This window comes from Acinetobacter sp. B-6 (assembly GCF_056930735.1).
This window is the reverse complement of the sequence record NZ_JBXPBY010000008.1, coordinates 184944-209106: the sequence shown is the minus strand read 5'-3', so window position 1 is coordinate 209106 and position 24163 is coordinate 184944. Positions and strand designations below refer to the sequence as shown.

The following is a 24163-nucleotide window of genomic DNA, read 5'->3' as shown; positions in this document are numbered from 1 at the left end:
GGTGCTTACCATCAAGATATAAAAAAGCCCCTTATAAAAGAGGCTTTCCAAATAAAAATGATGAATTACATTTCCACCATTTCCACACCATCAATACGCGCCACAGTCATCAAATCTTTATCACCACGACCTGATACAGTTGCGATAATAATTTGATCTTTTGACATCGTTGGTGCCAGCTTAGTGACATAAGCCATCGCATGTGAACTTTCCAATGCAGGAATAATTCCTTCAATATGGGTCAAATCACGGAAACCTTGTAAAGCTTCTGTATCGTTAATTGGCACATAATTTACACGATGCATATCTTTCAAGAAACTATGTTCAGGTCCTACACCTGGATAGTCCAAACCAGCTGAAATTGAATGTGTTTCAATAATTTGACCTTGTTCATCAGACATTAAGTAAGTTCGGTTACCATGTAGAACACCAACATGACCTGCATTAAGTGGTGCTGAATGTTTACCTGTTTCTACACCCAGACCTGCAGCTTCAACGCCATACATTTTCACATCTGGATCATTTAAGAATGGGTAGAACAAGCCCATCGCATTTGAACCACCGCCCACACATGCAACCAAGGCATCAGGTAAACGACCTGCCTGTTGTTGAATTTGTTGACGTGCTTCACGACCTATAATCGACTGAAAATCACGTACCAATTGTGGATACGGATGCGGACCTGCAACTGTACCAATGACATAATAAGTTGAGTCTACATTGGTGACCCAATCTCGCATTGCTTCGTTCATGGCATCTTTTAATGTTTTAGAGCCACTTTCTACAGGAACAACAGTTGCCCCGAGCAAACGCATACGATAGACGTTCATCGCCTGACGTTTAACATCTTCAGCACCCATAAAGACAACGCATTCGAGACCTAAACGTGCTGCGATGGTTGCTGTTGCAACACCATGTTGCCCCGCACCTGTTTCTGCAATAATACGTTTCTTTCCAGAAAGCTTCGCCAGTAATGCCTGACCAATGGTATTGTTGACCTTGTGTGAGCCTGTATGATTCAAGTCTTCACGTTTAAGATAAATCTGCGCACCACCCAACTCTTTCGACCATCGTTCAGCATAATACAAAGGACTAGGGCGTCCTACATAATAAGCGAGATCACGGTCGAATTCTGCCAAAAACTGAGCATCATCTTTCATACGGAAATAGAGCTTCTCTAAATCCTCTAAAGCTGCCATTAAAGTTTCTGACACAAAACGTCCGCCATGGATACCAAAATGCCCGTTTTGATCTGGGAATTGGGTATAGTCAATCACACTATTTTGTTGATTACTTTGCTGATCCACGTTGGACTCCTTGCATAAATCGTTCTACGAGTTGTTGGTCTTTAATACCTTTTGCGGACTCTACGCCTCCGCTCACATCGACTGCATAGGCTTGAGTCGTTTGTATGGCGTTTTCAACATTTTCAGGCTTTAAACCACCTGCCAAAATCAAAGGAATATCAAGTTTAGGGAATTGCGACCAGTCAAAACTGTGCCCTGTTCCCCCTTTCAATTCAGGATGCCATGCATCTAAAAGCATAGCACTCGCGCCTGCCTGTTGGTATGGTCGAATTGTCGTAATAATTGCTGAATTGTCTGCGTCAGGTTTGATCTGAATTGCTTTATACCAACGACGCTTATTATATTGGGCAATCTGTTGGCATTGTTGTGCAGTTTCGTCCCCATGAAATTGAATAATATCTAAAGGCACAGATGTTAAGACTAGTGCAATATCTTCTGCACTGGCATTCACAAACAAGCCCACAATACTGATATAGGGTGGAATGAGTTGTGCGAGTTGTTGTGCTTGTTCAATTGTCACGTAACGTGGGCTGGGTTCATAAAACACAAAACCAATCGCATCCACACCTGCATTTACGGCAGCATGAATATCCTGTGGTCGTGTAATTCCACAAATTTTGGCACGGGTACGCATAGTTTTGAACTCGAATTTGTTTAGATCAAACTGATTTTTTCAATATTTTGGACAAATCATTGTAAAGCAAATTCCTTCACTTGCGTTAAAGTTATATAGGATTATCTGTTTTACATTGTTTATACACTTAACAAACTTTATACTGCACACAAATGCAACAAGTCTAGCTTTAGGCTTTGGGAAGTTGGTGAAAATCCAACACTGCCCCCGCAACGGTAAAATGAAAATATTATTCTTTATAAGTCTCATGGCTTACACCACTGCAATGTTTTGTGGGAAGGTGGAATAATCTGAATTGTTTTAGATTCTATATTTAAGTCCGGATACCAGCTTGTTGTGCCCTTTAACTCAATCATTCACGGGGAGTGGATGTATGGAGCATATCATGTCTGTTATTTTTAAACCTACTGCACTTGTAGGTGCTGTCGCTATTGCGATGGGGTTATCTTCTACTGCATTTGCTGAAACGTCGTCAAATTCAGAAGCGAATTCTAAGCTGAATACAATTGTTGTCACTGCTACACGCTCAGAAGAAAAGATTGAAAATGTACCTGCCCGTATTTCAATTATAGCACCACAGATACTTGAACAATCTCCAATTGCAGAACTACCGCATTTACTCATGAGTGATGCTTCTATTGATATGATGCAATATGGTGGTTATGGTCAAGCTGCGTCTATCTTTACACGTGGTACAAATTCGACTCATACATTAGTACTGCGTGATGGTGTTCGTTTAAATACAGGTTCTGCCGGTTCTGCTTCATTGGCTTTTATTGATACAACAGATATTAAACAAATTGAAGTATTAAAAGGACCAGCATCAGTTTTATATGGAACTGATGCAATTGGTGGTGTTGTACAACTGATTTCAAAAACGCCTGAAAAAACGGGTGCTTTCATCACTGGTGAAATAGGCGAACAAAATACTTATAAATCTGTGGTTGGTGCAGATCTGGCTGAAAACGGCTTTTATGCACAAATTCGTGGGCAACGTTTAGAATCTGATGGTACTCAAGTTACAGATTTTAAAAATACCAATGTAAAAACAGGCTCATATGATCAAAAAGGCTTAAGTGCAAAATTTGGTGTTGAAAAAGAACAGTATGCTGCTTCAGTCGACTATTCACAAAACCAAGGTACAGCAACTTATATTGATGGTATTAATGATGCCAATTGGAATTTAATTGGTTTAAAAAATCTCTCTCAAGATTTTAAAAATGAAATCATCAACATTAAAGGTCGTGTGAACATTAATGATAGTGTATCTGTTAATGCGCGTTTGTCTCAATTTAAAGATGATTTAGAGCAAAATGAATCACATGATGCTATCTATAACACAACCAAAGAAGCTGAACTTTATAGTAAGTGGCAATTTACACCAAGTCAGAATATTTTAGCGGGCGTAGCCACTAAAAATATAAAATCTGATGTCCTTTCAGGTAGTGGTGCTTATGGAGTTGATTATAATAAAAATGTCGACAGTACTGGCTATTTTGTACAGCATCAATATCAATCAAATAAATTACATACTCAATTAGGTTTACGTGTAGAAGATCACGAAACATTTGGCACACATACAGTTGGGCAAGCAGCAGCTCGCTACCAAATTTTACCTGCAACAAGTATTTATACTAATATTGGTACAGCATTTCGTGCTCCAACGAACAATGATCTCTATGCACTCAGTTGGGGTGGAAACCCTAATTTGAAACCTGAAGAAAGTGTATCCTATGAGATTGGTTTAGATCAAAAAATTACCGATCAATTAAGTTTAGGACTATCTGTATATCGTAATGAAGTTGATGATTTGATCACTTATGTTACAGATCCAGTTACATATGAAGGCAGATTATACAATGTCAAAAAAGCAACTTTTACAGGTGGTGAATTCAATCTAGATTGGGCAAATGATGAATTATTTACTCATCTTTCTTATGCTTATGTACAACCAAAAGACAAAGAGACAGATCAAGATTTGAGTCGTCGTTCGCGTCAAAGTCTAACATTAACAGCTGGTTTACAAAACGAGGTGTATGGCATAAGTACATCGCTTTCTGCTAAATCTAGGCCTAAAAACAGTACAATTTCAGGCTATGCTACTGTCGATGTAAATGCCTTTTGGAATGTGAATCCGAATGTAAAACTATTTACAAACATCCAAAATATTGGCGACGTCCAATACAAAACCACTTCATATAGTAATGGTTATTACTATATCAACGGTGGTCGTCTTGCATCAGCAGGGGTAACTTTCCGTTACTAAAAGCTAGACTCAAAAAAATATCTAAAACAGCGCAGTTTATGGATAATGTTTTGACCGACATTATCCTTTTTTATTCTTTAGCTTTTCATTTTTATCTAGGACAAAATCATGGGACATCGCTTAAGTAAAATTTACACCCGTACAGGTGATTCAGGAACCACTGGATTAGGAGATGGCTCTCGTGTACCTAAAGATGACTTACGTATTATCGCTTTAGGTGATGTGGATGAACTCAATTCGATCGTAGGTGTATTACGTTCACAAATCTCAATCAGTGATATTACGGATAAAGCCCATTGGGACAAATCGCTCAGTTTAGTTCAACACTGGCTGTTTGATTTGGGGGGTGAAGTCTGTATTCCCAACTACAACTTGCTGCAACCTGTTTGTGTGGAATTTCTTGAAAATGAAATTGATAAAATGAATGAAGATTTGCCGATGCTAAAAGAGTTTATTCTTCCATCAGGCACCTTGGCATGTAGTTATGCTCATCAAGCACGTGCTGTATGCCGTCGTGCAGAACGTAGCCTCATGACTGTACACAGTCGTGATCAAAATATTCAAGCCACAGCCTTACAATTGCTCAATCGCTTGTCAGATTGGTTTTTTGTTGCCTCTCGTACATTACAACGTGCAGAAGGTGGCAGTGAAGTGCTTTGGCAAAAGAACATCAACGATACAATTTAACTATCTTTGACCATTCATCTATGATTTTTTAACAGTATGATCATGTTTAGTCTTATTGTAGGAATAGGACTAAACACAAATTTTCAGTTAAAGATTAAAGTTTCGTCATCATTCAAAATAATCTAATGGTTAGGCTTCTATGATGAGATCGATGATCTGAGTATCGAGTGCATTTTATGAGAATTATCGGACATCGTGGTGCACGTGGCGAAGCACCTGAAAACACCTTGGGTGGCTTTCAATATATTCATGACTTAGGTATCCGTGCGGTTGAGTTTGATGTGCGACAATTAAAAGATGATGAACTCATTATCATGCATGACGATAATTTCTTAAGAACCACAGGAATTGATCAACCACTTTACCCTTTAGACAGCGCACAACTCGCATCGTTTAACCAAGCCAATATCTGGATGGATTGGGAAAAACAAATGACACCGACTTTGAGGCAAAGTTTAAATATCATGCATGATTTTGAACATATTGAAGTTGAAGTAAAGGCTGTTGAAACCGTACAAGATGCTGAAAAGCTCACTGTTGAATTACAGAAACAGCTCAAAGATTTTAAACATACGGCGGTCATTACCAGTTTTGACTTAAAAATACACCACGCTTTACAGCAACAAAAATCAGAATTTAAACGTGGTTTACTCATTGAAGAGGACATTCAGGAACAAGCCATTGAACAGGCATTAGAACTGGGTTGTTGCCAAATTGGCTGGATGAATCAGTTGGCAAGCGATGCAATAGTTCAAGCGACTCAAGCAGCAGGTTTGAATATCAGCGTTTGGACAGTGAATGATATTCAACGTGCTCAACATTTACGTGATTTAGGCATCCAAGGGTTAATTACTGATTTTCCAAAACTGATGCAAAATGGATTAGGTCAATTACAATAATTTAAAATAACCTGAGTTCGATAAAAATCTTTGATGAAAGATGATATAGCCAAACCGCCTGATTATTCATACACGTGATTTGGATGATTCATTTATTTTGTACTTTTGAATCATCGATGGTCTTGCGATCTTGAGGCGACATGGATGTCGCCATGTTGAGCGGGGGTATGAGGATGTACCCCTCGCTCAACGAAAGATTTTTGTCACTTTTCATCTCTGAAAAGTGAGGCATCGCCGACGCAAAACAATTTAAACTTTAGAAGTAAAGCGTGGCAGTGCAAGCTTTAGATCATCAAACAATCTATTGATCGCTTTCATTTTATTGATCAAGAGAAATGAAAAGCTATTGATGGTTGCGCTTGCGGAGCTCCGCTCCTCATCCTAAAATTTGATGAAAACGCAGCAAGACTCCATAGAGATTTATTATTTTTCAATGAGTTGAAGATTTAATTACATCGAACTCAGGTTAAAATAAATTGAGTCGCATAAAATCGGATTTTCTTTACAGTGTTGGAAGTGATTTAACTCAAAACTTTTGTGCATTCAATCACGACCAAGTATGAAGTTGTGGCACTTATTCTGGGTAAAATTTTTTACGCACTTTTGACAATCAAGTACGACTTTTTAATCATTCATTTTTTTCGATCAAATCGCTAAAATCTGTGTTTTATTCTGTTACTGTTTTATACAATACAGATGTACACTAATACTAGTGAACATCTGTTCGCTCATGATACTATTCGTGAAAGTATAGCCTAGAAAAATGCTGAAGCTATGCGTTTAACTTTTACCTAATGAAGGTTCTTAGGAGTGCTGTTGGAGATGAATGCTCCCCTACCCAAAGCCCCAATAAATTGGATCGGTGTTTTTGCCTTGGTATTCTTACCACTCGTGGCATTAATTGCGATTCCATTGTATGCCTACCATCATGATTTTAGTATGGCAGCTTGGATTAGTTTATTCGTTTTACTCGGCCTCAGTAGTTTAGGCATTACTGCGGGTTATCATCGCTTGTGGGCGCACCGTGCTTATGAAGCGACTCTACCTCTTAAAATTATTTTGATGATCATGGGAACATTTGCTGTTCAAAACAGTATTTTGTTCTGGGCTTCAGGTCACCGTACTCATCACCGTCATGTCGATGATGTTGATCAAGATCCATATTCAATTAACAATGGATTTTGGTATGCACACATTGGCTGGATGTTACGTAACTATCCTGCTGCTGAATCAAACTATAAAAATGCACCAGATTTGTTAAATGATAAAGTGGTGATGTTCCAAGACAAATATTACATTCCATTGGTCATTGCAGTTCACGCAGCCATTCTCCTTCCATTGGGTTGGGCTGTAGGCGACATGTGGGGCGTATTGCTCTTAGGTGGTTTACTCCGCTTAATCATTAGCCACCATGTAACCTTCTTTATTAACTCTTTATGTCATATGTGGGGCAAACGTCCTTATACAGACGAAAATACTGCACGTGATAACTTCCTGCTTGCCATTGCGACATGGGGTGAGGGTTATCATAACTACCATCATATTTTCCAATACGATTATCGTAATGGCGTGAAATGGTGGCAATATGACCCGACGAAATGGTTGATTTGGTCATGCTCTAAAATTGGTTTAGCAAAAAATCTTCGTCGTATTCCGAGCTTTAATATTAAAAAAGCAGAATTAGCAATGAAGTTTAAATATGCTGAACAGGACTTAGCAATTTACGGTCACAATGTAAATGCTGACATTTTAGCAATGAAACAAAAAGTCTCTCAAGAATATGAAGCTTTCACCCATACATTAAACGATTGGGCAGCTTTAAAAGAGCAAGAGTTACAAGCTAAAAAAGCCTCGGTTGCGGAAAAAATTCACCAAATGGATGTCAAACTTAAAGTTGATTTTCAGTTGGTTGAGCAAAAATTGGCTTTCCACCGTGAGCGTTTAGAAACATTGATGCGCGGTATTAAAAAGAACGTTGTTTCTTAATCTATCGATCATCAAATCAGTAAAAATCCACATAAATAGAAAAGCTCCAACTGGAGCTTTTCTTTTGCCTAATTTTTATAACCATCTAAATCTAAACCGAGCAACTGACATGCAGATCAATAATATCCCTTTTGGCATCACCAACTGGACAGAGATTCCGACCACCCGTCACCAAGGTGAACAAGGTTTTGCACTTTGGCGAACTCAACAATTTGATCAAATTCGTGTTCGAATGGTCGAGTACTCAGCAGGATATTTAGCAGATCACTGGTGCTTGAAAGGTCATATCCTTTTTTGTTTAGAGGGTGAGTTATATACAGAACTTGAAGATGGACGTACATTTACTTTAACCGCTGGTATGAGTTATCAAGTTGCAGATCAAGCGGAAGCACATCGTTCTTCAACCACATCAGGCGCAAAGTTATTTATTGTCGACTAAATTAGTCAACATTCTCCCACAGCATTAAAATTTTGCTATATTGATCAAGTCATGATTTATCCAGTGCGATCAACTGTTATGTACTTCAATCCTCGTTATCCCACGTTGAATTCAAAACTATACCATGAGCAAAAGCCCAACCCGCTCAAAGGTGCAAAAGCAGGACATTTTAATCTTGCACTCGCTGATGAATTACAATGGTCGGATGAAGAAAAAGCACAGTGGGTGGAGATTTGCAGTGGACAAAAAACATTCCCAGAATTCCATCCTTTAGCGATGGTCTATGCAGGACATCAGTTTGGTCAATGGGCTGGACAATTGGGGGATGGGCGAGGTTTGTTGATTGCACAAATTATCAATCGTCATCATCAAACCATTGATCTGCATTTAAAAGGCGCAGGCTCTACGCCCTACTCTCGCATGGGCGATGGACGAGCTGTACTTCGCTCAGTCATTCGTGAGTATTTGGCAGGTCATGCCTTAAATTCGCTTGGTGTCCCATCAAGTAATGCGGTAGGTTTTACCTCATCAACTCAAGGTGTTCAGCGAGAGAAGCTTGAACTTGGTGCAATGATGTTACGTACATCAGATTGTCACATTCGTTTAGGGCATTTTGAATGGATCAACCAATACCAACCTGACCTATTGCCAGAATTCACCCAAAAATGTATCGAATGGCATTATCCTGAGTGTTTGGAGCTTCAACAAGCAGGTACTGAAAATCATATCTTGGCTTTTGCACGCAAAGTGATTCAAAATACAGCCATCATGATTGCCAAGTGGCAACTGGTTGGCTTTGCGCATGGGGTGATGAATACTGATAATTTAAACATTACAGGTTCAACTCTCGATTTTGGTCCTTATGGTTTTATGGAACGATTCCGTCCAAACTGGATCAATAACCACAGTGATTACAATGGACGTTACACTTATCAAAACCAACCCAGTATCGCACATTGGAACTTATGGAACTGGTTAAATCATTTAATTCCACTTGCTCAACCTGAAACAAAAGAAAAATTTAAACAGGATTTGGTCGAATGCTTGGAAGATTTTGAACCTACTTTTCTTAAGCACTATACAGATGGGCTATGTCAAAAACTTGGGCTTCCAAACTTTCACAAAGACAGCTTTGACTGCGGTATGAGTTTCTTAAGAATTTTACAAAGCGAACAGCTTGACTATACCGATAGCTTTATCCGTTTACAAAATAAGCAGTATGAAGCCATTCAAGATGATTGCCTAGATCGCCGTCAATTTGAATTATTTTTGACTCAATATGAAAGTATTCGTGAACATCAAGATTTAGATGCATTGGATGCTAATATGAAACTTGCCAATCCAGTTTATATCTTAAGAAATCATATGGCTCAAAAAGCCATTGAACTAGCTGAGCGTGATGATTTTTCTGAAGTTGATCGTTTATTTAAGTTACTCAGCCAACCTTTTATACGTCAAACTGACTTAGAAACCGCTGCAGATTTGGCTCCTTTAGCAAGTGATTTACCTGAAGTGATGGTGAGTTGCTCGTCTTAGGTCTATTTTGAGTAATCATACTTACCCACAATTTCTGTGGATAACCATGTGTTTATCCACAGGATAAATCCACAATCACAATTCAACTACAGCCTCCCAGTTTAATTTGGGTAAAATTTAGACAATACATTGCTTTACAACATTCGTAATTTAAAATGAATAAAAAATATCTCTTTTCAATTTTTGCTATTTTCATTGTGATGATCGCTGGTGGATGGTTCTATCAAAAATATAATCAATTTATTCCAACAGCAAATGCTGCCATACATGTCAAAAATTTATCACAGCAAGACATCACCCTTATTCGTCAAAACACTCCGATTACAGAGGTTAAAGTTTATAAGTCTGCTCGCATTGTCCAATTGATGCACCATGATCAAAAAATTCAAAGCTATCCAATGCGCTTAGGTTTTACCCCCCAAGGTCATAAAGTACAAGAAGGTGATGGAAAAACACCTGAGGGACAATATATTTTAGATTGGCGCAATCCGAATAGTGCCTTTTATAAATCTCTGCATGTGTCTTATCCAAACCAGCAAGATCTCGCACAAGCCAAACAGCTGGGTGTTTCCGCGGGTGGTGATATTATGATTCACGGTTCTGCAACCACTTCACAAATCGAGAAAATGCCGAGTTTAATGAACTATTTACCTCGAAATGACTGGACATGGGGCTGTATTGCCGTTAGAAATGTTGATATGGATGAAATCTGGAAACTGGTGGATGATGGAACCATGATTCGCATTTACCCATAATTGAATTAAAAAGAGAACATAATGACTGGTGAAGAAATCCGAACTTTAGCATTTAAGATTGCGTCACATTTGCCTAAATCCGAACTTGACTATCCTTTTGGTGAGGATGTTCCTGTTTTTAAAGTGATGGGAAAAATGTTTATGTTAGGCTCTGAACTGCATGGCAAAAAACTGATTAATTTAAAAGTTGAACCTGATCATAGCGAAATGTTGAGAGATCTCTACCCCTCGATTCAGGTGGGCTACCATATGAATAAACGTCATTGGATTTCAGTCTATGAAGGCGAACAGATCAGTGCTGATCTGATTCAAGACTTGGTTGAAGGCTCTTATGAGCTTGTGAGCAAGAGCCTGACCAAAGCCCAAAAGCAGGTATTGGCGGTTTATCAACACATTAAATAATTAGCGGGCTTTGGATCGCACATTAGATCAACAGAGCTAACCTCTATCTATTCACGATTCAGTCAAAATTAGAATGTATCAATAAATATAAAGTTATATGTTTATTTTTCAAACATAACTTTTTACATTTATAAACATTTACCCACAATATCTGTGGATAAACCTGTGTTTATCCACAACGATGAACTTAAAATGTCGAAAACTTAATCTTCTGGATATTCAAAACGATAGCCTACACCATAAACAGCTTGTACCCATTCATGACGATTTCCAGTTTCCGCTGCTTCAGATATTTTACGACGTAAGTTCTTGATATGACTATCAATAACACGGTCGGCAACATCAAAACTATCTGGGTTAATATGGTCTAAAAGTTGCGCTCTAGAATAGACTTGCCCCAAATGTTCGAGGAAAAGCTCTAAAAGACGAAACTCAGTTGGTGTTAAATTCAACGATTTTTGTTGATACCAGATGCGTTGTTGTGCTTTATCAATCCGGAATAAATCATTGGCTTCAGGTTCAGCTTTACGCTCTAAACGACGTAACACAGCTTGGACACGTGCAACCAATTCCTTAGGGCTAAATGGCTTACAAACGTAGTCATCAGCACCCATATTTAAGCCCAACACACGGTCAATTTCTTCAGTACGCGCTGTGACCATAATGATCGGCAGATCGGTTTGTTCACGCACTTTACGACAGATCGTGAGACCATCCATACGAGGAACCATCAAGTCCAAAACCATAAGGCTTGGCTTACGTTGTTGAAAGCTTTCATAGGCTTCTTGACCATCATGAAACATACTGACTTCAAAGCCTGCCGCTTCTAGATAATCCCGCACCAATTGCGCAAGTTCAACTTCATCTTCTACCAGCATGATATGTTTCATGTTGTGCTATTCCTTTTAAACTTTCGTATGTTTTGAAAATGTCAATTTGCAACGCAAACCGCCTAAAGGTGAATGATCAAAAGTTAATTGTCCACCCAGTGCTTGCGCAATTTTACCAGATAAAGCCAAGCCTAATCCTGTGCCACCTGTACTACGCGTACGTGAATCATCAACACGATAGAATCGCTCTCCTAAACGTGCAATCTGTTCATCACTCAAGCCAAGCGGGCTGTCGTCCACAATCACACTCCAAGAGTCAGCGTCTTGTTCAGTATGTACCTGAACTTCACCACCCGCTTCAGTATAACGAATACTATTCCCCAGTAAGTTGACCATAATTTGCTTAAAGCGATCTATATCTAATTGTAATTTCGCGCCCTCACCTGTTGCTGAGACATTGAGATTGGCTTGTTCAAACTTTGGTTTAAAATTATCAATCTCTTGCAAAACCACAGACCACGGATCAACTTCTGCAAAATAACATTTTAATTGCTGTGCTTCTGCCTGTGCTAAATCAGCCAAATCTTGAGTGAGTTTTTTCAAACTCGTCACCTGACGCAACATCGCAGCAAAATGTTCAGGTGTAGGTTTACGAATACCATCCTGCATGGCTTCAATTTGTGCTTGTAATACAGCCAATGGTGTTTTTAATTCGTGTGAAGTATCTGCGACCCATTGTCGACGAGAGGTTTCATGCTGATCTAGAATCACTGCCAATTGATTTAATTCTGTTGATAAATCACCAAGCTCATCATTTCGTTTAATTGCAACTTGATGCTGGAAATTACCTTTGGTGAGTTCACGTGTACCATTAAGTAAGCGTTGAATTGGCGTTTTAAAATAGGTCGCTAAAAGTAATGCTGCAACCAAACTCGACAAAAATGTAAAAATATAGATCAGTACCAAATAGCGTTTTTGGCTACTAAAGAAATTGATGCTCGAAGCATCATCTTCATCCAAAACAGGTTTAAGCCCTAAGTAACCCACCACTTGTTCATTGACAATAATTGGGCGATAAGAGACTTGATCATCTGAAGGCTCACCCAATACAAACTGATGTTTGGCATCATATAAAGAAAGACGTGAACTCAATCCTAAACGGTCTGGCATGGATACAAACATCTTCTTGCCATTTTTTGGACTAACCATACGCATTGGATCACGCATAGACGATTCTTTTCCTTCAGCAGGAGGGTTTTCGTGACCTCCCGCGATATGTCCTTTGTCCATCGGGGGCTTAGCTTTGCGATCAGAAGGTTTAAATAAGTTTTGATTTGAACTGAGCGGAAATTTCAAACCTTCAAAAGGTTGGTAGGCTGAAGGCAAGTTTTCTTCAAGAATTTTTATTTCTTCTTTGTCTAATTGGGATTTTGGCGTAGCACCTTCGGTCTGCCCCAAAGTTGCCATCATCGTATGTTCTTTAAAATAACGTTGCTGCAAAGCAATATCGTACTGACGACGTAACCACCACCGCGATAACTTGTCATAATCATCAGGTGCAGCATCACCTTCGATTTGTAAAATTTGCGCCTGAACTGCATTGCCCCAGTCTTGATATACACCATAAACATCTGCCAAATTCTCAATCAAATGATCAAGTTTTTGCATTTCGACATCAGCAACATATCTGGCAAAGTTTTTCTGCATGGTCCAATGCAATACACTCAAACTCACTGTCGTGATGACTAATGTCGTCAACAACACAGTGAGAAATAAACGTAAAGCGATGGGGACTCGGCGTATTTTCAAAACTGATCTCTCGTTTTTCTTCTCATTTCAACATTGTACCCAACACTTGCTTAAAATACTCTCCATTGTTTCTACATCATTATTATTTAATCTTTACTGTATCCACAAATATACAGAACATTCATTGGAGTAGTAACAATGAAAATGATCACAAAAATCACATTATTGTCAGCAAGTATTCTAAGTATGGGGGCTTTAACTGCCTGTCAATCTAATCCAGGTCCCAAAGACGATCCAGAAGGTCGTCCAATGATGCATGGCGGACATCATAAAATGTCACCTGAGCAACGTGAAGAAATGAAAAAAATGCGTGCGCAACATAAAGAGATGCGCAAGCAAATGCAAAAAGCCTGTGACGGTAAAGCGATTGGTCAAACTGTTCAGGTCAAAGCTGGTGAACAAAGTATTGATGGAACATGTAATATTGTATTCAAAGCTGATCGTAAAGCGATGAAAGAAATGAAGCATGATTTCCGTCGTGATGGAGAAGATCGTGGACGTATGATGCGTCACGATGGACCACGTATGAAAGATATGACAGAAGAACAGCGTGCTCAAATTCAGCAGGAATTTGCGCAAAAACGCGCAGAGCGTAAAGCGCAATGGGATGCAATCCAAAAATCTTGTGCTGGTCAGACTGATGGAAAAGCCATTCAAGTGAAAATCGGTGATAAAACTTTAGCTGGTCAATGTGTTGTGAAATTTCAACCCGATTTTAAAGCAGACCGTGCAATGCCGACCATGCCACCTAAAGTATAAAAGATATGTGGGATAAAACGGCATAACTTGTTGATTATCCCGATCATAAAACCTGAATCTCAGCAGTGAGATTCAGGTTTTGTTTTATAGACAAAACGCCTGGTTTTTCATACAAGTGATTTGACTTCAATCATTCAACAATATATTCATCACATAAATTTTATTGATCAAGAGAAATTATTTTACGGTATAAGCTTTTCATCAGATTGGCTCTATCCCCCCCTACTGAATTTTTCTCGAAGCATCAGTCATATTTCATCTCTTATAAAAAAACGATCCTTTCGGATCGTTTATTCTATTTTAGCGATTCAATTACTTTGAATTGTCTGAAATCAATGCCACTTGTTGAGCGTAGTTTAACAACTTCAGTTTTGAAGCTGCTAATTCTTCAGCAGAAGCCTGACGCGTAATATCACGATGAATGCGTAATACATGCTGACGTAAGGAATGCCCTTCTGCCGCATTATAAGACTTACAAAACTCTTTAATTGCAGGGTCACGTTGTTCAATCATACGTTCAACCCAACGATCAAGCTGTGCGAGCTTTTTAACGCCTTGTTTTGGCGTTAAATACGATAAAATTACAGCTTCATCTTCATTACGCAAAAGCTTTCCAATGCGTTGAAATTGACGACGACGGGCTTCAAAAGATGTAATCAACTGCACATCCAATAAAGCCTCAATTAAGCGCTCTTCAACAGGTAAAGATTGAATTTGTTTTTTTGACAACTCAGCGAGTTGCTCACCTAAAGCAGCCATACGTTGTACAGCTTTTTTCTGTTCGGTTTTACTTGCACGCCCTTCTAAAGACTCAAAATCATCTTCAGTAAAACGTTGCGGACGACGTGCCACGATTATTCTGCCTCGTAAAATTTATCTGCAAAAAGTGCTTGAACTTCAGACAAAGCTTTTTCTTCATCTACACCGTCAATCACTAAACGCAAGGTTGTTCCTTTACCAGCTCCCAGCATAAGTAAAGAAAGGATATTCTTGGCATCAACCAACTTGTCACCTTTCCCAATTTGAATAGAACATTTAAATTTGGTAGTGACTTCGATGAGTTTTCCAGATGCACGCGCATGTAACCCTAATTTATTAATTACGTCAACAGTTGTGTCAATCATGACCAGTGCTTCATTTCTCTATGTAATACTTGAATGGTCCATTTCGACTCAAGAGCCTTTTTCAACCGATCCACAATATAAACCGAACGATGTTGACCGCCCGTACAGCCAATTGACACTGTAATATAGTGACGATGACCTTCCGCAAAAGCAGGCAACCACTTATTTAAAAACTGATAGATGTCTTGATACATCTCATTTGCTTGCTCGCTGGCTTCTAAAAATTTACGCACAGGTTCATCCAAACCCGAATATTTACGCAACTCTAAATCCCAATGTGGATTAGGCAAATGCCTTACATCAAAAACAAAATCTGCATCTAATGGAATACCATGTTTATATCCAAAAGATTGCAAAATTAAAATTAGTTTATCGGACTGTCCCAGTTTGGACAATAAGGTATCTTTTAAATCATGTACACTTTTGTCAGTGGTATCAATATGTGCTGTTGCCCGCAGTTGAATCGGCAACAATAGATTTTTTTCTTCTTGGATACATTCATTTAAACTTTGAAAACGATTTGAAAGTGGATGAGGACGTCGAGATGCACTAAAACGTGAAATTAACTCCTGATCACGAGTCGTTAAATAAATAACATCTACACTGCCATGTTTTTGTATTTGTTGAAAAACATCATCAAAACCTTGTAAATCTTCTTTTGCGCTACGAACATCTACACCTAGCGCTAATAATTCTAAATTATTTTCTCGGTCAAGTTTTTCAACAATTTCAGGAAGCAATGCCAGAGGCAAATTATCAATACAGTAATAACCCAAATCTTCCAGTACCTGCAAAGCAGAGGATTTACCTGAACCAGATTGTCCTGTCACGATAAGTATACGCTTCATGGCATAGCGATCCTAAAAGCAAAGTTTATGCAGAATATTTCACTTGTAAATTGTCAATCAGACGGGTTTTGCCTAATTTCGCTGCAACAAACAATACAACATCTTGGTCGAACTGTTCAACTTTTTGTAAGGTTGGGCTACGTGCTTCAACATAATCCACCACTAATCCTGCATCAGTCAGACTTTGACGAATCTGTTGAAGCACGTTTACAAGTGTTTTACCCGCATGTAGATCATCTGCAGCAGTTGTTAAAGAATTAAAGATAACAGGAGCTGTTTGGCGTTCCTGCTCAGATAAATATCCATTACGAGAACTTAAAGCTAAACCATCTTCAGCACGAGCAATCGGTACACCAATCACTTCAATCGGCATATTCAAATCACGAACCAACTGTTTAATCACAGCCAATTGTTGATAATCTTTTTGCCCAAAGAATGCAAAATTGGGTTGTACAATATTGAATAGCTTGGTGACCACAACAGCAACGCCATCAAAATGACCTGGACGTTGTAAACCACATAAATCATCTGTAATTTCACCAACACTAATATTGGTCAATCGTGGATATTTACCATACATTTGCTCAACAGATGGCGCAAAAACAATATCGCATCCCACTTCAGCCAATAAGTGGCTGTCATGCTCTAATGTGCGAGGATAGTTATCAAAGTCTTCATTTGGTCCGAATTGGATCGGATTGACAAAAATACTAACTACCACCACATCACACAACTTACGTGCTTCACGAACCAGATTTAAATGACCTTCATGTAAATTCCCCATCGTTGGTACAAAACCAATGATTTTACGCGCTGATCGAGCAGGATTCAGTGATGCTGATAATCCTTGAATGGTCGTTTCTGTTTTCATCTTTTACAGCTCTACTTGGAAAGTATGTTCTTTCGAAGGGAAAGATTTGTCTTGCACAGCAAGATGATATGCTTTGAATGCATCTACAATTGCTGTCTCACCTGTTTGCTCTGTCATAAAGTTGCGTACAAAACGTGCCACTTTTCCAAAAGTCAAACCCAACATATCTTGCACAACCAGTACCTGACCATCTGTATCAGCACCAGCACCAATACCAATCACAGGGACATGTGGGAATAATTCAGCAATTTCTTTACCCATTTGTGCTGGAACACATTCGAGCAGTAATATTGCCGCACCAGCTTCAACCACAGCTTTACAGTCTGCAATCAATTGATCTGCAGCTTCACGTGTTTTTGCTTGAAGTTTATACCCACCGAAAACATGTACCGATTGAGGTGTTAAACCTAAGTGTACACATACCGGAATACCATTTCGTGTCAGCACTTGTACAGTTTCTGAAAGCCAAGCACCACCCTCAATTTTAACCATTTGCGCGCCTGCTTGCATGACAGTTTTAGCATTCACTAAAGCATCATTGAGCGTTGCATAACTCATAAATGGGAGGTCACATAAAATAAAGGCATGCTGATTGGCACGACGTACAGCGGCAGTATGATATGCCATATCCGCGACCGTAACAGGCAAGGTTGAATCATGCCCTTGAATGGTCATCCCTAAAGAATCGCCAATTAAAATAGTATCAATTTCGGCAACTTCCATACCTTTTGCCATACTTGCATCGTAGCAAGTCAAGCATGAAAATTTACGACCCTGAGTTTTAAATTGTCTTAAATCACTTAGACTGATCATGACGATATCCTCTATCAATGAGAGTTCTTTAGCACATCCAACAGTTCAGCCTGCCCAACTTTGATCAGCCAAAACAGTCAATGTTGAATGTTGCACAAGTTCTAGGTTTTGTAATGATTGTCCGTTTACCTTTAACTCAGTATCCAAGTCTAATAAAGGAATCACCACAAAATCACGCTGCAAAATACCAACATGTGGTACTGTGAGTCGCTCATTTATAATGTTTTTTTCAGCATAAAGCAAAAGATCTAAATCCAAAGTCCGCTCACCCCAATGGCGTAAACGCACTCGACCTGATTCATTTTCAATCCGTTGCAACTCATTTAATAAATCTAATGGCGCTAAATGGGTTAACAATTGGGCAACTGCATTGTGGTAATGCGGTTGATCTTGTGGACCCATGGGTGGGCTGTGGTAAAGCTTGGAAACCTTCACCTCACCCAATTGTTTTAACTGCTCAACAGCTTCACGCAAAATCTGTTCTGAATCACCCAAATTACTGCCTAAACCAATATAGGTTTTATTCATCATTGCGTTGGTCCAAAGATCACTTTGCTCAAATCACGTTGTACACGTCTACGCTTGGTGATCGGGTGATCCGCTGTAATTTCACCTTTGTTGACTGCTGCTCTGCTGTCATTTCTGCTTTTAAAATCATGTGATGCTGCAGATGGTGTATGGCTAGCATTGGCTTTTTGACGAGAACGGCGACTACGTGACTCTTGTTCTTTGACTAGTGGTTCAATCTCGGTTGAAACAGTTTTCACTTCTTCAACAACAGGAGATTCAGCTAACTTTTTACGGCTTTTAGCTCGTTGGCGATTATAACTACTGATTGCACGCTCTTTTTCATCACTAGACATGGTTTGGTAAGCTTCCCACCAAGCCCCCATACCGTTGGTCGTCGAATCACCAGACTTTTCTCTTAACAGTAAAAAGTCAAATCCAGCACGGAAACGCGCATGCCCTGACAACGCTTCAATTTGTTGTGGTTTTGGATTTAACAGACGTGTCTGCATTTCCCAAACCTCACGGATAAACGTCTCCGCAAATCGAGGGATAATGGTCCGCGTCGCTTGTCGTTTTAAAACATCCAAACCTGCTTGTGCACGGGCTTCTGCCGCAACTACACCTTTAGCCTGATAAAAATCACAACGTGCTAAAAAATTGTTCCAAAGTAACACGGCATAGAAAAAAGCAGGATTGATGGTTTTGCCAATTTGAATTCGCTGGTCAGTATTTTTTGCTGCACGCTCCATAAATTGAGTAATTTCAGGGCTAATATCAGCAAATAATTGTTTCCAAATACCAAACTCGATCAACATTGGCATGACACGATGTAAATGTCCCATCGTGAATAGTTTTTGTGATTCATCGTATAAACGGTGTGGAGAAACATCACGCAAAAGCTGCGTCATCTCTTGGGTAAAAATTTTTAAAATTTTAGGATCGATACTGAAATTTAATTTTGCCGCAAAACGCAATGTACGCAACATACGTACAGGATCTTCTTCAAAACGTAGAGTCGGATCACCCAATAATCTTAAAGTTTTGGTTTTTATATCATCAATGGCATTACAAAAATCAAGCACTTCACCCTTACGTGGTTGATAATACATCGCATTGATAGAAAAATCGCGACGTGCAAAATCTTGCTCGATGGTTCCCCAGTTATTATCACGCAGAATCATGCCTTGAGCCGAAGTGATCGCTTTCTTGGGTGGGGCACGAAATGTTGCGACTTCAATCAATTCACGACCAGAATAGACATGTGCCAATTCAAAACGTCGACCGATAATTCGACAACGACGACCGAAAACTTCTTTGACTTGCGATGGCGTTGCATTGGTCACAGCATCGAAGTCTTTCGGATTTAAGCCGAGCATTAAATCACGCACACCTCCACCGACTATATAAGCCTCATAGCCAGCTTTGGTTAAAGAATCAATAACATCTAAAATGGAAGAAGGTAATTGAGCGGTGGATAATCCACACTTTGACGCACGCAAAGTTTGCAAAAGACACTGTCTCCTACGTCAGGACGTAAAAATCATAATTGTGCTAATCATATCGCTTACACAGCTAAAGGGCAATTTGATTCTCGCAATCTTGCATTGAAATTGTGATCCTTAAATGATTAATCTCAATTTTAAGCTTGCATGTTTTTTAACAATACTTTATTTCAGATCAATGACGTTTAGCTTTGATTTTGACATCCTCATTCCCTTAAAAGAGGGTGATTCCTCCTGCGAGACGCTCATGTCCGAGCGCAAGAATATTCATTGCCGAGTTTATATCTCGATCATGGAGCGTACCGCACTCCATGCACTGCCATTCTCTTATTCCAAGACCCATCCTACCTTTCGGACTACTGAGCCGTGAGCTACAGCACGAACACGTTTGGGTGGTATACGCTTCATTGACTTCTTCAAACCACACTCCTGCGTTCTCGCATTTATACTTGAGCATTGTTCTTAGTGTTGTCCTACTGGCATCTAGCACTGATTTAGCTAATTTAGTTTGTGCGAGTGCTTTGGCATTCACATTGCCAACGAAGATTGCTGCATGTTCATTTACCAATTTACGGCTGAATTGATGCAGCATATTTTGACGGATATTTTTAATCTTAGCGTGAATTGCTTTGACACGTTTGTTATTTTTTGCTCGTTGAGCAATGCCAAGTTTTTGTTCATATTCACGATAGATTTTAGGTGCTTTGAGCTTTATGCCATCTGAACAAGTGGCTAAGTCTTTCAAACCTAAGTCTATGCCTATTGAAGTTTTAGCTTCTGATTTGATTGTCGGAATAGCTTCTACAACTAAACATACATACCAACGACCACGGGCATCTTCCACAAACGAGCCTGTTTTAACATTGTATTTGCTTAATTCGTAACTATCCCAAAGCCTGAATTGATGCTTACCATACTGCACATAACCATCGGCATACTTGATTGCTACCTTTTTGAATGGTATCCAACCGAGTGAACGCCTTGCTGATTTTTTATGACTGACACGCCATTTTAATTTTGCTTTTTTGAATTGCTTTCTTCTTGTAATGAGTTCTTCTGTTATGGCTTGAATGGTTTGACTATGCAAATTACATTCTTTTGATGTGCCTTTGGTGTACTTGGCAATGTCGTATGCTGAAAAGAATTGTTGTGTGCGTTGTAGATGCTTGAAACACAAATCATTGACGAAATTCCAGACGAAATTGACTTCGGTCGCTAGTTGGTCTAGTGCCTTGCAATGTTTGTCTTTTATACGTAATTTAAGTGTTTTCATAGCATTATATTAACAAAAACTTTTCATGAAAAATGATATTATTATATTAAAACGACATTTCATGTCGTATGGTTTACGCTATTCGCTTATATCCTCGGGCTAAACCCCGAGGTTTTACGCTCCGATGGATAAAAACAATATAAGATGATTGATTATATTCCAAGTTGGTTTTTGTTTTTCTCATAAAGTGAAGGACCAATCCCTTTGACATTCTTTAGCTCTTCCACATTTTTAAACTTTCCGTACTGATTTCGATAATCAATAATGGCTTGTGCTTTCTTTGCACCAACCCCACTTAACTGCTGTAATTGCATGACATTGGCACTGTTCAAATTTATTTTTGGACTGGAAGCGGATGGAACCTGTGCTGAAGAAGCCTGTCCTTTTCTTCCCAAATGAGTTTGGGAAGGCTGGATATTGGGGCGTGAAAGATAGTAATTGTCATCTACTTTTTTTAACTGAGCATCTTGTGCTTGTTGCTCAGCTTTCCATTTTAAATAAGCCTGATCAAATTTCTGTGCATGTGACATCATGGTCATACCCAATAAAGCTAGGTATAACCCACTCAAAAGCACAGATTTATTTAATTTAACTATACAATTTATCACATATTTAAAACGACTCATGATGTTCCTAATGTTGTAATTTTTGCTTTGCTTCATCCCATAATTGATCCATTTCAGTCAAAGTCACTTCTTCTATTTTTTTGTTTTTAGAATTGATTTGTTCTTCAATATAAGCAAAGCGTGATTTAAATTTAAAAATGGTGGTTAAAAGTGCCATTTCGCTCGAGATATTCAGTTTACGCCCAACATTGATTAAAGAAAATAAACAATCACCAAATTCTTCGATAATTTTTTCAGACTCTCCCGCTTGCATGGCTTCTTCAAACTCAGCCAACTCCTCTCTGACCTTGTCATAAGCTTGCGCAACATCGGGGAAATCGAACCCCACTTTTGCCACATTTTTTTGAATATTTTCTGCCTGAGTCAACGCTGGTCCATGTTTTACCGTATCTAATCGGGATTGAACTTTACCCTGCTTTTCCTGTTTTTTTATTTCTTGCCATAATGACGATACTTGTTCTGGGGTTAAATTTTCAAATTTTTGCTTTTGGAATACATGTGGATGACGTCTAATTAATTTCTGACAAATTGCATCAACCACGTCGTTAAAATCAAATGCACCTTGTTCACTGTACATTTGTGACTGAAAAACGACTTGGAGTAATAAATCCCCCAATTCATTTTTAATCTCATCAATATTTCCAGAACGCACAGCCTCTTCGACTTCATAAGCTTCTTCAATCGCAAATTGAGTTAGGCTTTCTGGGGTTTGTTCACGATCCCAAGGACACTCTGTACGTAACTGTTTCATGATGGCTAATAACTGTTCCATTTTATGTCCTTTAAGATCAATAACAAATGACGGTACAACGCTTGTTGTTGCGAATATTTTATGTTCAACTCTTTGCAATTAAAAAATAAAATTGAAGGATGTTGTAATGAGCCAAAGTATATTCATTAGTGGAGCAGCACAAGGCATTGGGGCTGCAATCGCACGTCTATTCTACCAACAAGGTTACCAAGTTGGTATTTATGATATCAATGAAGTACAAGCGCAAGCCTTAGCAGATCAATTGGGTCATAACGCCAAAGCTGGAAAATTGGATGTTCGTGATTATGCACAATGGCAAAAAGCATTAGCTGAATTTTCTGAGTGGGCTCAAGGCTTAAATATTTTAGTCAATAATGCGGGCATTCTTTATTCAGGTGATTTTGAAAAAACAGACATTCAAGCACATCAGAGAACGATTGATATCAATGTGAATGGCGTACTCAATGGTTGCCATGCTGCATTTCCCTACCTTAAAGAAGCTAAATTTGCTCGTGTCATCAACCTTTCTTCAGCATCAGCCATCTATGGTCAGGCTGATTTAGTTTCTTATTCTGCCAGTAAATTTGCGGTACGTGGCATTACAGAAGGTTTAGATATCGAATGGCAAAAATATGGCATTCGTGTACTTGATGTCATGCCACTCTTTGTTCAGACGGCGATGGTCAAGGATATGGATTCTGGTGCGATTCAAAATATTGGTGTTAGTCTTTCTCCGCAAGATGTTGCAGAACAGGTATTTGCTCAAGTGAAAGCCAAAGGTACACTTTTCACAGCAACACATCGCCCAGTGGGATTAAAGACCAAGGTCATGTTTACACTTTCTGCGATTAGCCCTCAAATTGTGAATCGATTTGCCAATTTATTATTAAGTAAAAAGTGAATTATTTATTTTACTGAATAACAATTTCATAGCCCTAAAACAAGAGTACCTCCACCAAAAGGAATGAAATAATCTTTTAAAAAATAATAACATATTCACATTAAAAGTTTTGTGTTTTAAGGTTCATGACGGCTTTGTAATCATTTTTTTGATGAATTTGATTTATAGTTTTATTTCCAATGCATATATGGAATAAACAATGAAAAAAATATTGCTAACAATGATTATACTTATTGTACCTTCTTTCACAATGGCTGCTCTAATCAGCACATCTGAGCTTAAAAACATGGATTGTGATGCGCTTGCTGTCGAAAAAGCCAATGCAAATCGTGTATTAACCTCTTCAAATAGTAATGCAGCAACGAAAACGATTAGTAAATGGGCGAGTCTTGCAAGTAGTGCTTTAAGTTCTTTTGGTGGGGATTCTGAAGTTGCAACAAAAGCGGGAGGTTTTGCCAATAAGGTGGCAAATCAATCAGAAGCTGGACAAAAAGATGCACAACTTTTTGCAGATGCTCAAGCCAATGTTGAAAATATCTCAATTTACCAAAAATCAAAAAAATGTAATCTTTAAGTATATGAGGTATTTTAAATAAAAAAACTCGCATTTTAGCGAGTTTTTTTATGGCTTCAAT

The 24163-nt window shown here is 38.8% G+C and carries 25 protein-coding genes and 1 riboswitch; of the genes, 11 read left to right on the top strand and 14 right to left on the bottom strand.

The genetic code is table 11. The features are described from left to right. Positions 1-65 precede the first annotated feature (65 nt). Together trpB and AC1Z3T_RS11980 are read right to left on the bottom strand one after the other, a co-directional pair. A complete protein-coding gene (gene trpB / locus AC1Z3T_RS11985) occupies positions 66-1307 on the bottom strand; it encodes a tryptophan synthase subunit beta (protein WP_004824961.1) in 1242 nt (413 codons plus the stop codon). After that, positions 1291-1941, bottom strand: coding sequence for a phosphoribosylanthranilate isomerase (locus AC1Z3T_RS11980; protein ID WP_004824962.1), 651 nt, complete (start codon positions 1939-1941; stop codon positions 1291-1293). Before AC1Z3T_RS11980 ends, trpB begins: the two co-directional genes overlap by 17 nt. Before the next feature lie 142 nt (positions 1942-2083). Next, positions 2084-2290: riboswitch (cobalamin riboswitch) on the top strand. Positions 2291-2326: 36 nt separating this feature from the next. Here AC1Z3T_RS11980 and AC1Z3T_RS11975 point away from each other — a divergent pair. From AC1Z3T_RS11975 to AC1Z3T_RS11940, 8 genes are all read left to right on the top strand, one after another. Next, positions 2327-4207 (top strand): TonB-dependent receptor plug domain-containing protein, encoded by a 1881-nt coding sequence (locus AC1Z3T_RS11975; protein ID WP_100884494.1) that lies wholly within the window; start codon positions 2327-2329, stop codon positions 4205-4207. Positions 4208-4315: 108 nt separating this feature from the next. Beyond that, positions 4316-4894 (top strand): cob(I)yrinic acid a,c-diamide adenosyltransferase, encoded by a 579-nt coding sequence (locus tag AC1Z3T_RS11970; protein ID WP_198260876.1) that lies wholly within the window; start codon positions 4316-4318, stop codon positions 4892-4894. 176 nt (positions 4895-5070) lie between these two features. Further along, complete coding sequence (locus tag AC1Z3T_RS11965) at positions 5071-5793, top strand: glycerophosphodiester phosphodiesterase (RefSeq protein ID WP_151713241.1); 723 nt, start codon at positions 5071-5073, stop codon at positions 5791-5793. Positions 5794-6615: 822 nt separating this feature from the next. Continuing rightward, entirely contained in the window at positions 6616-7779 is a 1164-nt protein-coding gene (locus AC1Z3T_RS11960; RefSeq protein ID WP_004824966.1) for an acyl-CoA desaturase, read from the top strand. A gap of 109 nt (positions 7780-7888) precedes the next feature. Beyond that, positions 7889-8218, top strand: coding sequence for a DHCW motif cupin fold protein (locus AC1Z3T_RS11955; RefSeq protein ID WP_042090346.1), 330 nt, complete (start codon positions 7889-7891; stop codon positions 8216-8218). A gap of 78 nt (positions 8219-8296) precedes the next feature. Continuing rightward, positions 8297-9754: a protein adenylyltransferase SelO gene (locus tag AC1Z3T_RS11950; RefSeq protein WP_121774600.1), complete on the top strand. Its 1458-nt coding sequence runs from the start codon at positions 8297-8299 to the stop codon at positions 9752-9754. A gap of 155 nt (positions 9755-9909) precedes the next feature. After that, the gene (locus AC1Z3T_RS11945) at positions 9910-10509 is read left to right on the top strand and encodes a L,D-transpeptidase family protein (RefSeq protein WP_004824970.1); all 600 of its coding nucleotides are present in this window, start codon (positions 9910-9912) and stop codon (positions 10507-10509) included. Between the two features lie 21 nt (positions 10510-10530). After that, a complete protein-coding gene (locus AC1Z3T_RS11940) occupies positions 10531-10911 on the top strand; it encodes an MmcQ/YjbR family DNA-binding protein (protein ID WP_004824971.1) in 381 nt (126 codons plus the stop codon). A gap of 203 nt (positions 10912-11114) precedes the next feature. Here AC1Z3T_RS11940 and AC1Z3T_RS11935 read toward each other — a convergent pair whose 3' ends face one another. Both AC1Z3T_RS11935 and baeS read right to left on the bottom strand, forming a co-directional pair. Then, on the bottom strand, positions 11115-11801 hold the full coding sequence (locus tag AC1Z3T_RS11935; RefSeq protein ID WP_004824972.1) for a response regulator: 687 nt from the start codon (positions 11799-11801) through the stop codon (positions 11115-11117). Between the two features lie 15 nt (positions 11802-11816). Then, positions 11817-13550, bottom strand: coding sequence for a sensor histidine kinase efflux regulator BaeS (gene baeS / locus AC1Z3T_RS11930; protein WP_004824973.1), 1734 nt, complete (start codon positions 13548-13550; stop codon positions 11817-11819). 138 nt (positions 13551-13688) lie between these two features. On the opposite strand from baeS, the gene AC1Z3T_RS11925 reads away from it, so the two are divergent. Next, positions 13689-14309 (top strand): hypothetical protein, encoded by a 621-nt coding sequence (locus AC1Z3T_RS11925; protein WP_046759942.1) that lies wholly within the window; start codon positions 13689-13691, stop codon positions 14307-14309. A 312-nt stretch (positions 14310-14621) separates the two neighbouring features. Here the strand turns inward: AC1Z3T_RS11925 and yjgA are convergent, their stop codons facing one another. From yjgA to mazG, 10 genes are all read right to left on the bottom strand, one after another. Next, positions 14622-15161, bottom strand: coding sequence for a ribosome biogenesis factor YjgA (yjgA, locus tag AC1Z3T_RS11920; RefSeq protein ID WP_004824975.1), 540 nt, complete (start codon positions 15159-15161; stop codon positions 14622-14624). A 2-nt stretch (positions 15162-15163) separates the two neighbouring features. Further along, positions 15164-15433, bottom strand: a complete 270-nt coding sequence (locus AC1Z3T_RS11915) for an HPr family phosphocarrier protein (RefSeq protein WP_004824976.1) — start codon at positions 15431-15433, stop codon at positions 15164-15166. Beyond that, complete coding sequence (gene rapZ / locus AC1Z3T_RS11910; RefSeq protein ID WP_004824977.1) at positions 15430-16281, bottom strand: RNase adapter RapZ; 852 nt, start codon at positions 16279-16281, stop codon at positions 15430-15432. Before rapZ ends, AC1Z3T_RS11915 begins: the two co-directional genes overlap by 4 nt. 25 nt (positions 16282-16306) lie before the next feature. Further along, positions 16307-17152, bottom strand: coding sequence for a pantoate--beta-alanine ligase (panC, locus tag AC1Z3T_RS11905; protein WP_004824978.1), 846 nt, complete (start codon positions 17150-17152; stop codon positions 16307-16309). Between the two features lie 3 nt (positions 17153-17155). Beyond that, the gene (gene panB / locus AC1Z3T_RS11900) at positions 17156-17965 is read right to left on the bottom strand and encodes a 3-methyl-2-oxobutanoate hydroxymethyltransferase (protein ID WP_058971743.1); all 810 of its coding nucleotides are present in this window, start codon (positions 17963-17965) and stop codon (positions 17156-17158) included. 45 nt (positions 17966-18010) lie between these two features. Then, positions 18011-18496 carry a 2-amino-4-hydroxy-6-hydroxymethyldihydropteridine diphosphokinase gene (folK, locus tag AC1Z3T_RS11895; RefSeq protein WP_004824980.1) on the bottom strand — a complete coding sequence of 162 codons (486 nt, stop codon included), beginning with the start codon at positions 18494-18496 and terminating at the stop codon, positions 18011-18013. Further along, complete coding sequence (gene pcnB, locus AC1Z3T_RS11890; RefSeq protein ID WP_004824981.1) at positions 18493-19983, bottom strand: polynucleotide adenylyltransferase PcnB; 1491 nt, start codon at positions 19981-19983, stop codon at positions 18493-18495. The genes folK and pcnB overlap by 4 nt, the downstream gene beginning before the upstream one ends. A gap of 208 nt (positions 19984-20191) precedes the next feature. Continuing rightward, positions 20192-21250 carry an RNA-guided endonuclease InsQ/TnpB family protein gene (locus tag AC1Z3T_RS11885; RefSeq protein ID WP_100884489.1) on the bottom strand — a complete coding sequence of 353 codons (1059 nt, stop codon included), beginning with the start codon at positions 21248-21250 and terminating at the stop codon, positions 20192-20194. Positions 21251-21402: 152 nt separating this feature from the next. Next, positions 21403-21876: a ComEA family DNA-binding protein gene (locus tag AC1Z3T_RS11880; protein ID WP_100884488.1), complete on the bottom strand. Its 474-nt coding sequence runs from the start codon at positions 21874-21876 to the stop codon at positions 21403-21405. Positions 21877-21883: 7 nt separating this feature from the next. Then, positions 21884-22648, bottom strand: coding sequence for a nucleoside triphosphate pyrophosphohydrolase (gene mazG / locus AC1Z3T_RS11875; protein ID WP_046759944.1), 765 nt, complete (start codon positions 22646-22648; stop codon positions 21884-21886). Positions 22649-22754: 106 nt separating this feature from the next. On the opposite strand from mazG, the gene AC1Z3T_RS11870 reads away from it, so the two are divergent. Beyond that, positions 22755-23528 carry an SDR family oxidoreductase gene (locus AC1Z3T_RS11870; protein ID WP_042090336.1) on the top strand — a complete coding sequence of 258 codons (774 nt, stop codon included), beginning with the start codon at positions 22755-22757 and terminating at the stop codon, positions 23526-23528. 199 nt (positions 23529-23727) lie between these two features. Continuing rightward, positions 23728-24102: a hypothetical protein gene (locus AC1Z3T_RS11865; RefSeq protein WP_004824986.1), complete on the top strand. Its 375-nt coding sequence runs from the start codon at positions 23728-23730 to the stop codon at positions 24100-24102. The last annotated feature ends 61 nt before the right edge of the window (positions 24103-24163 follow it).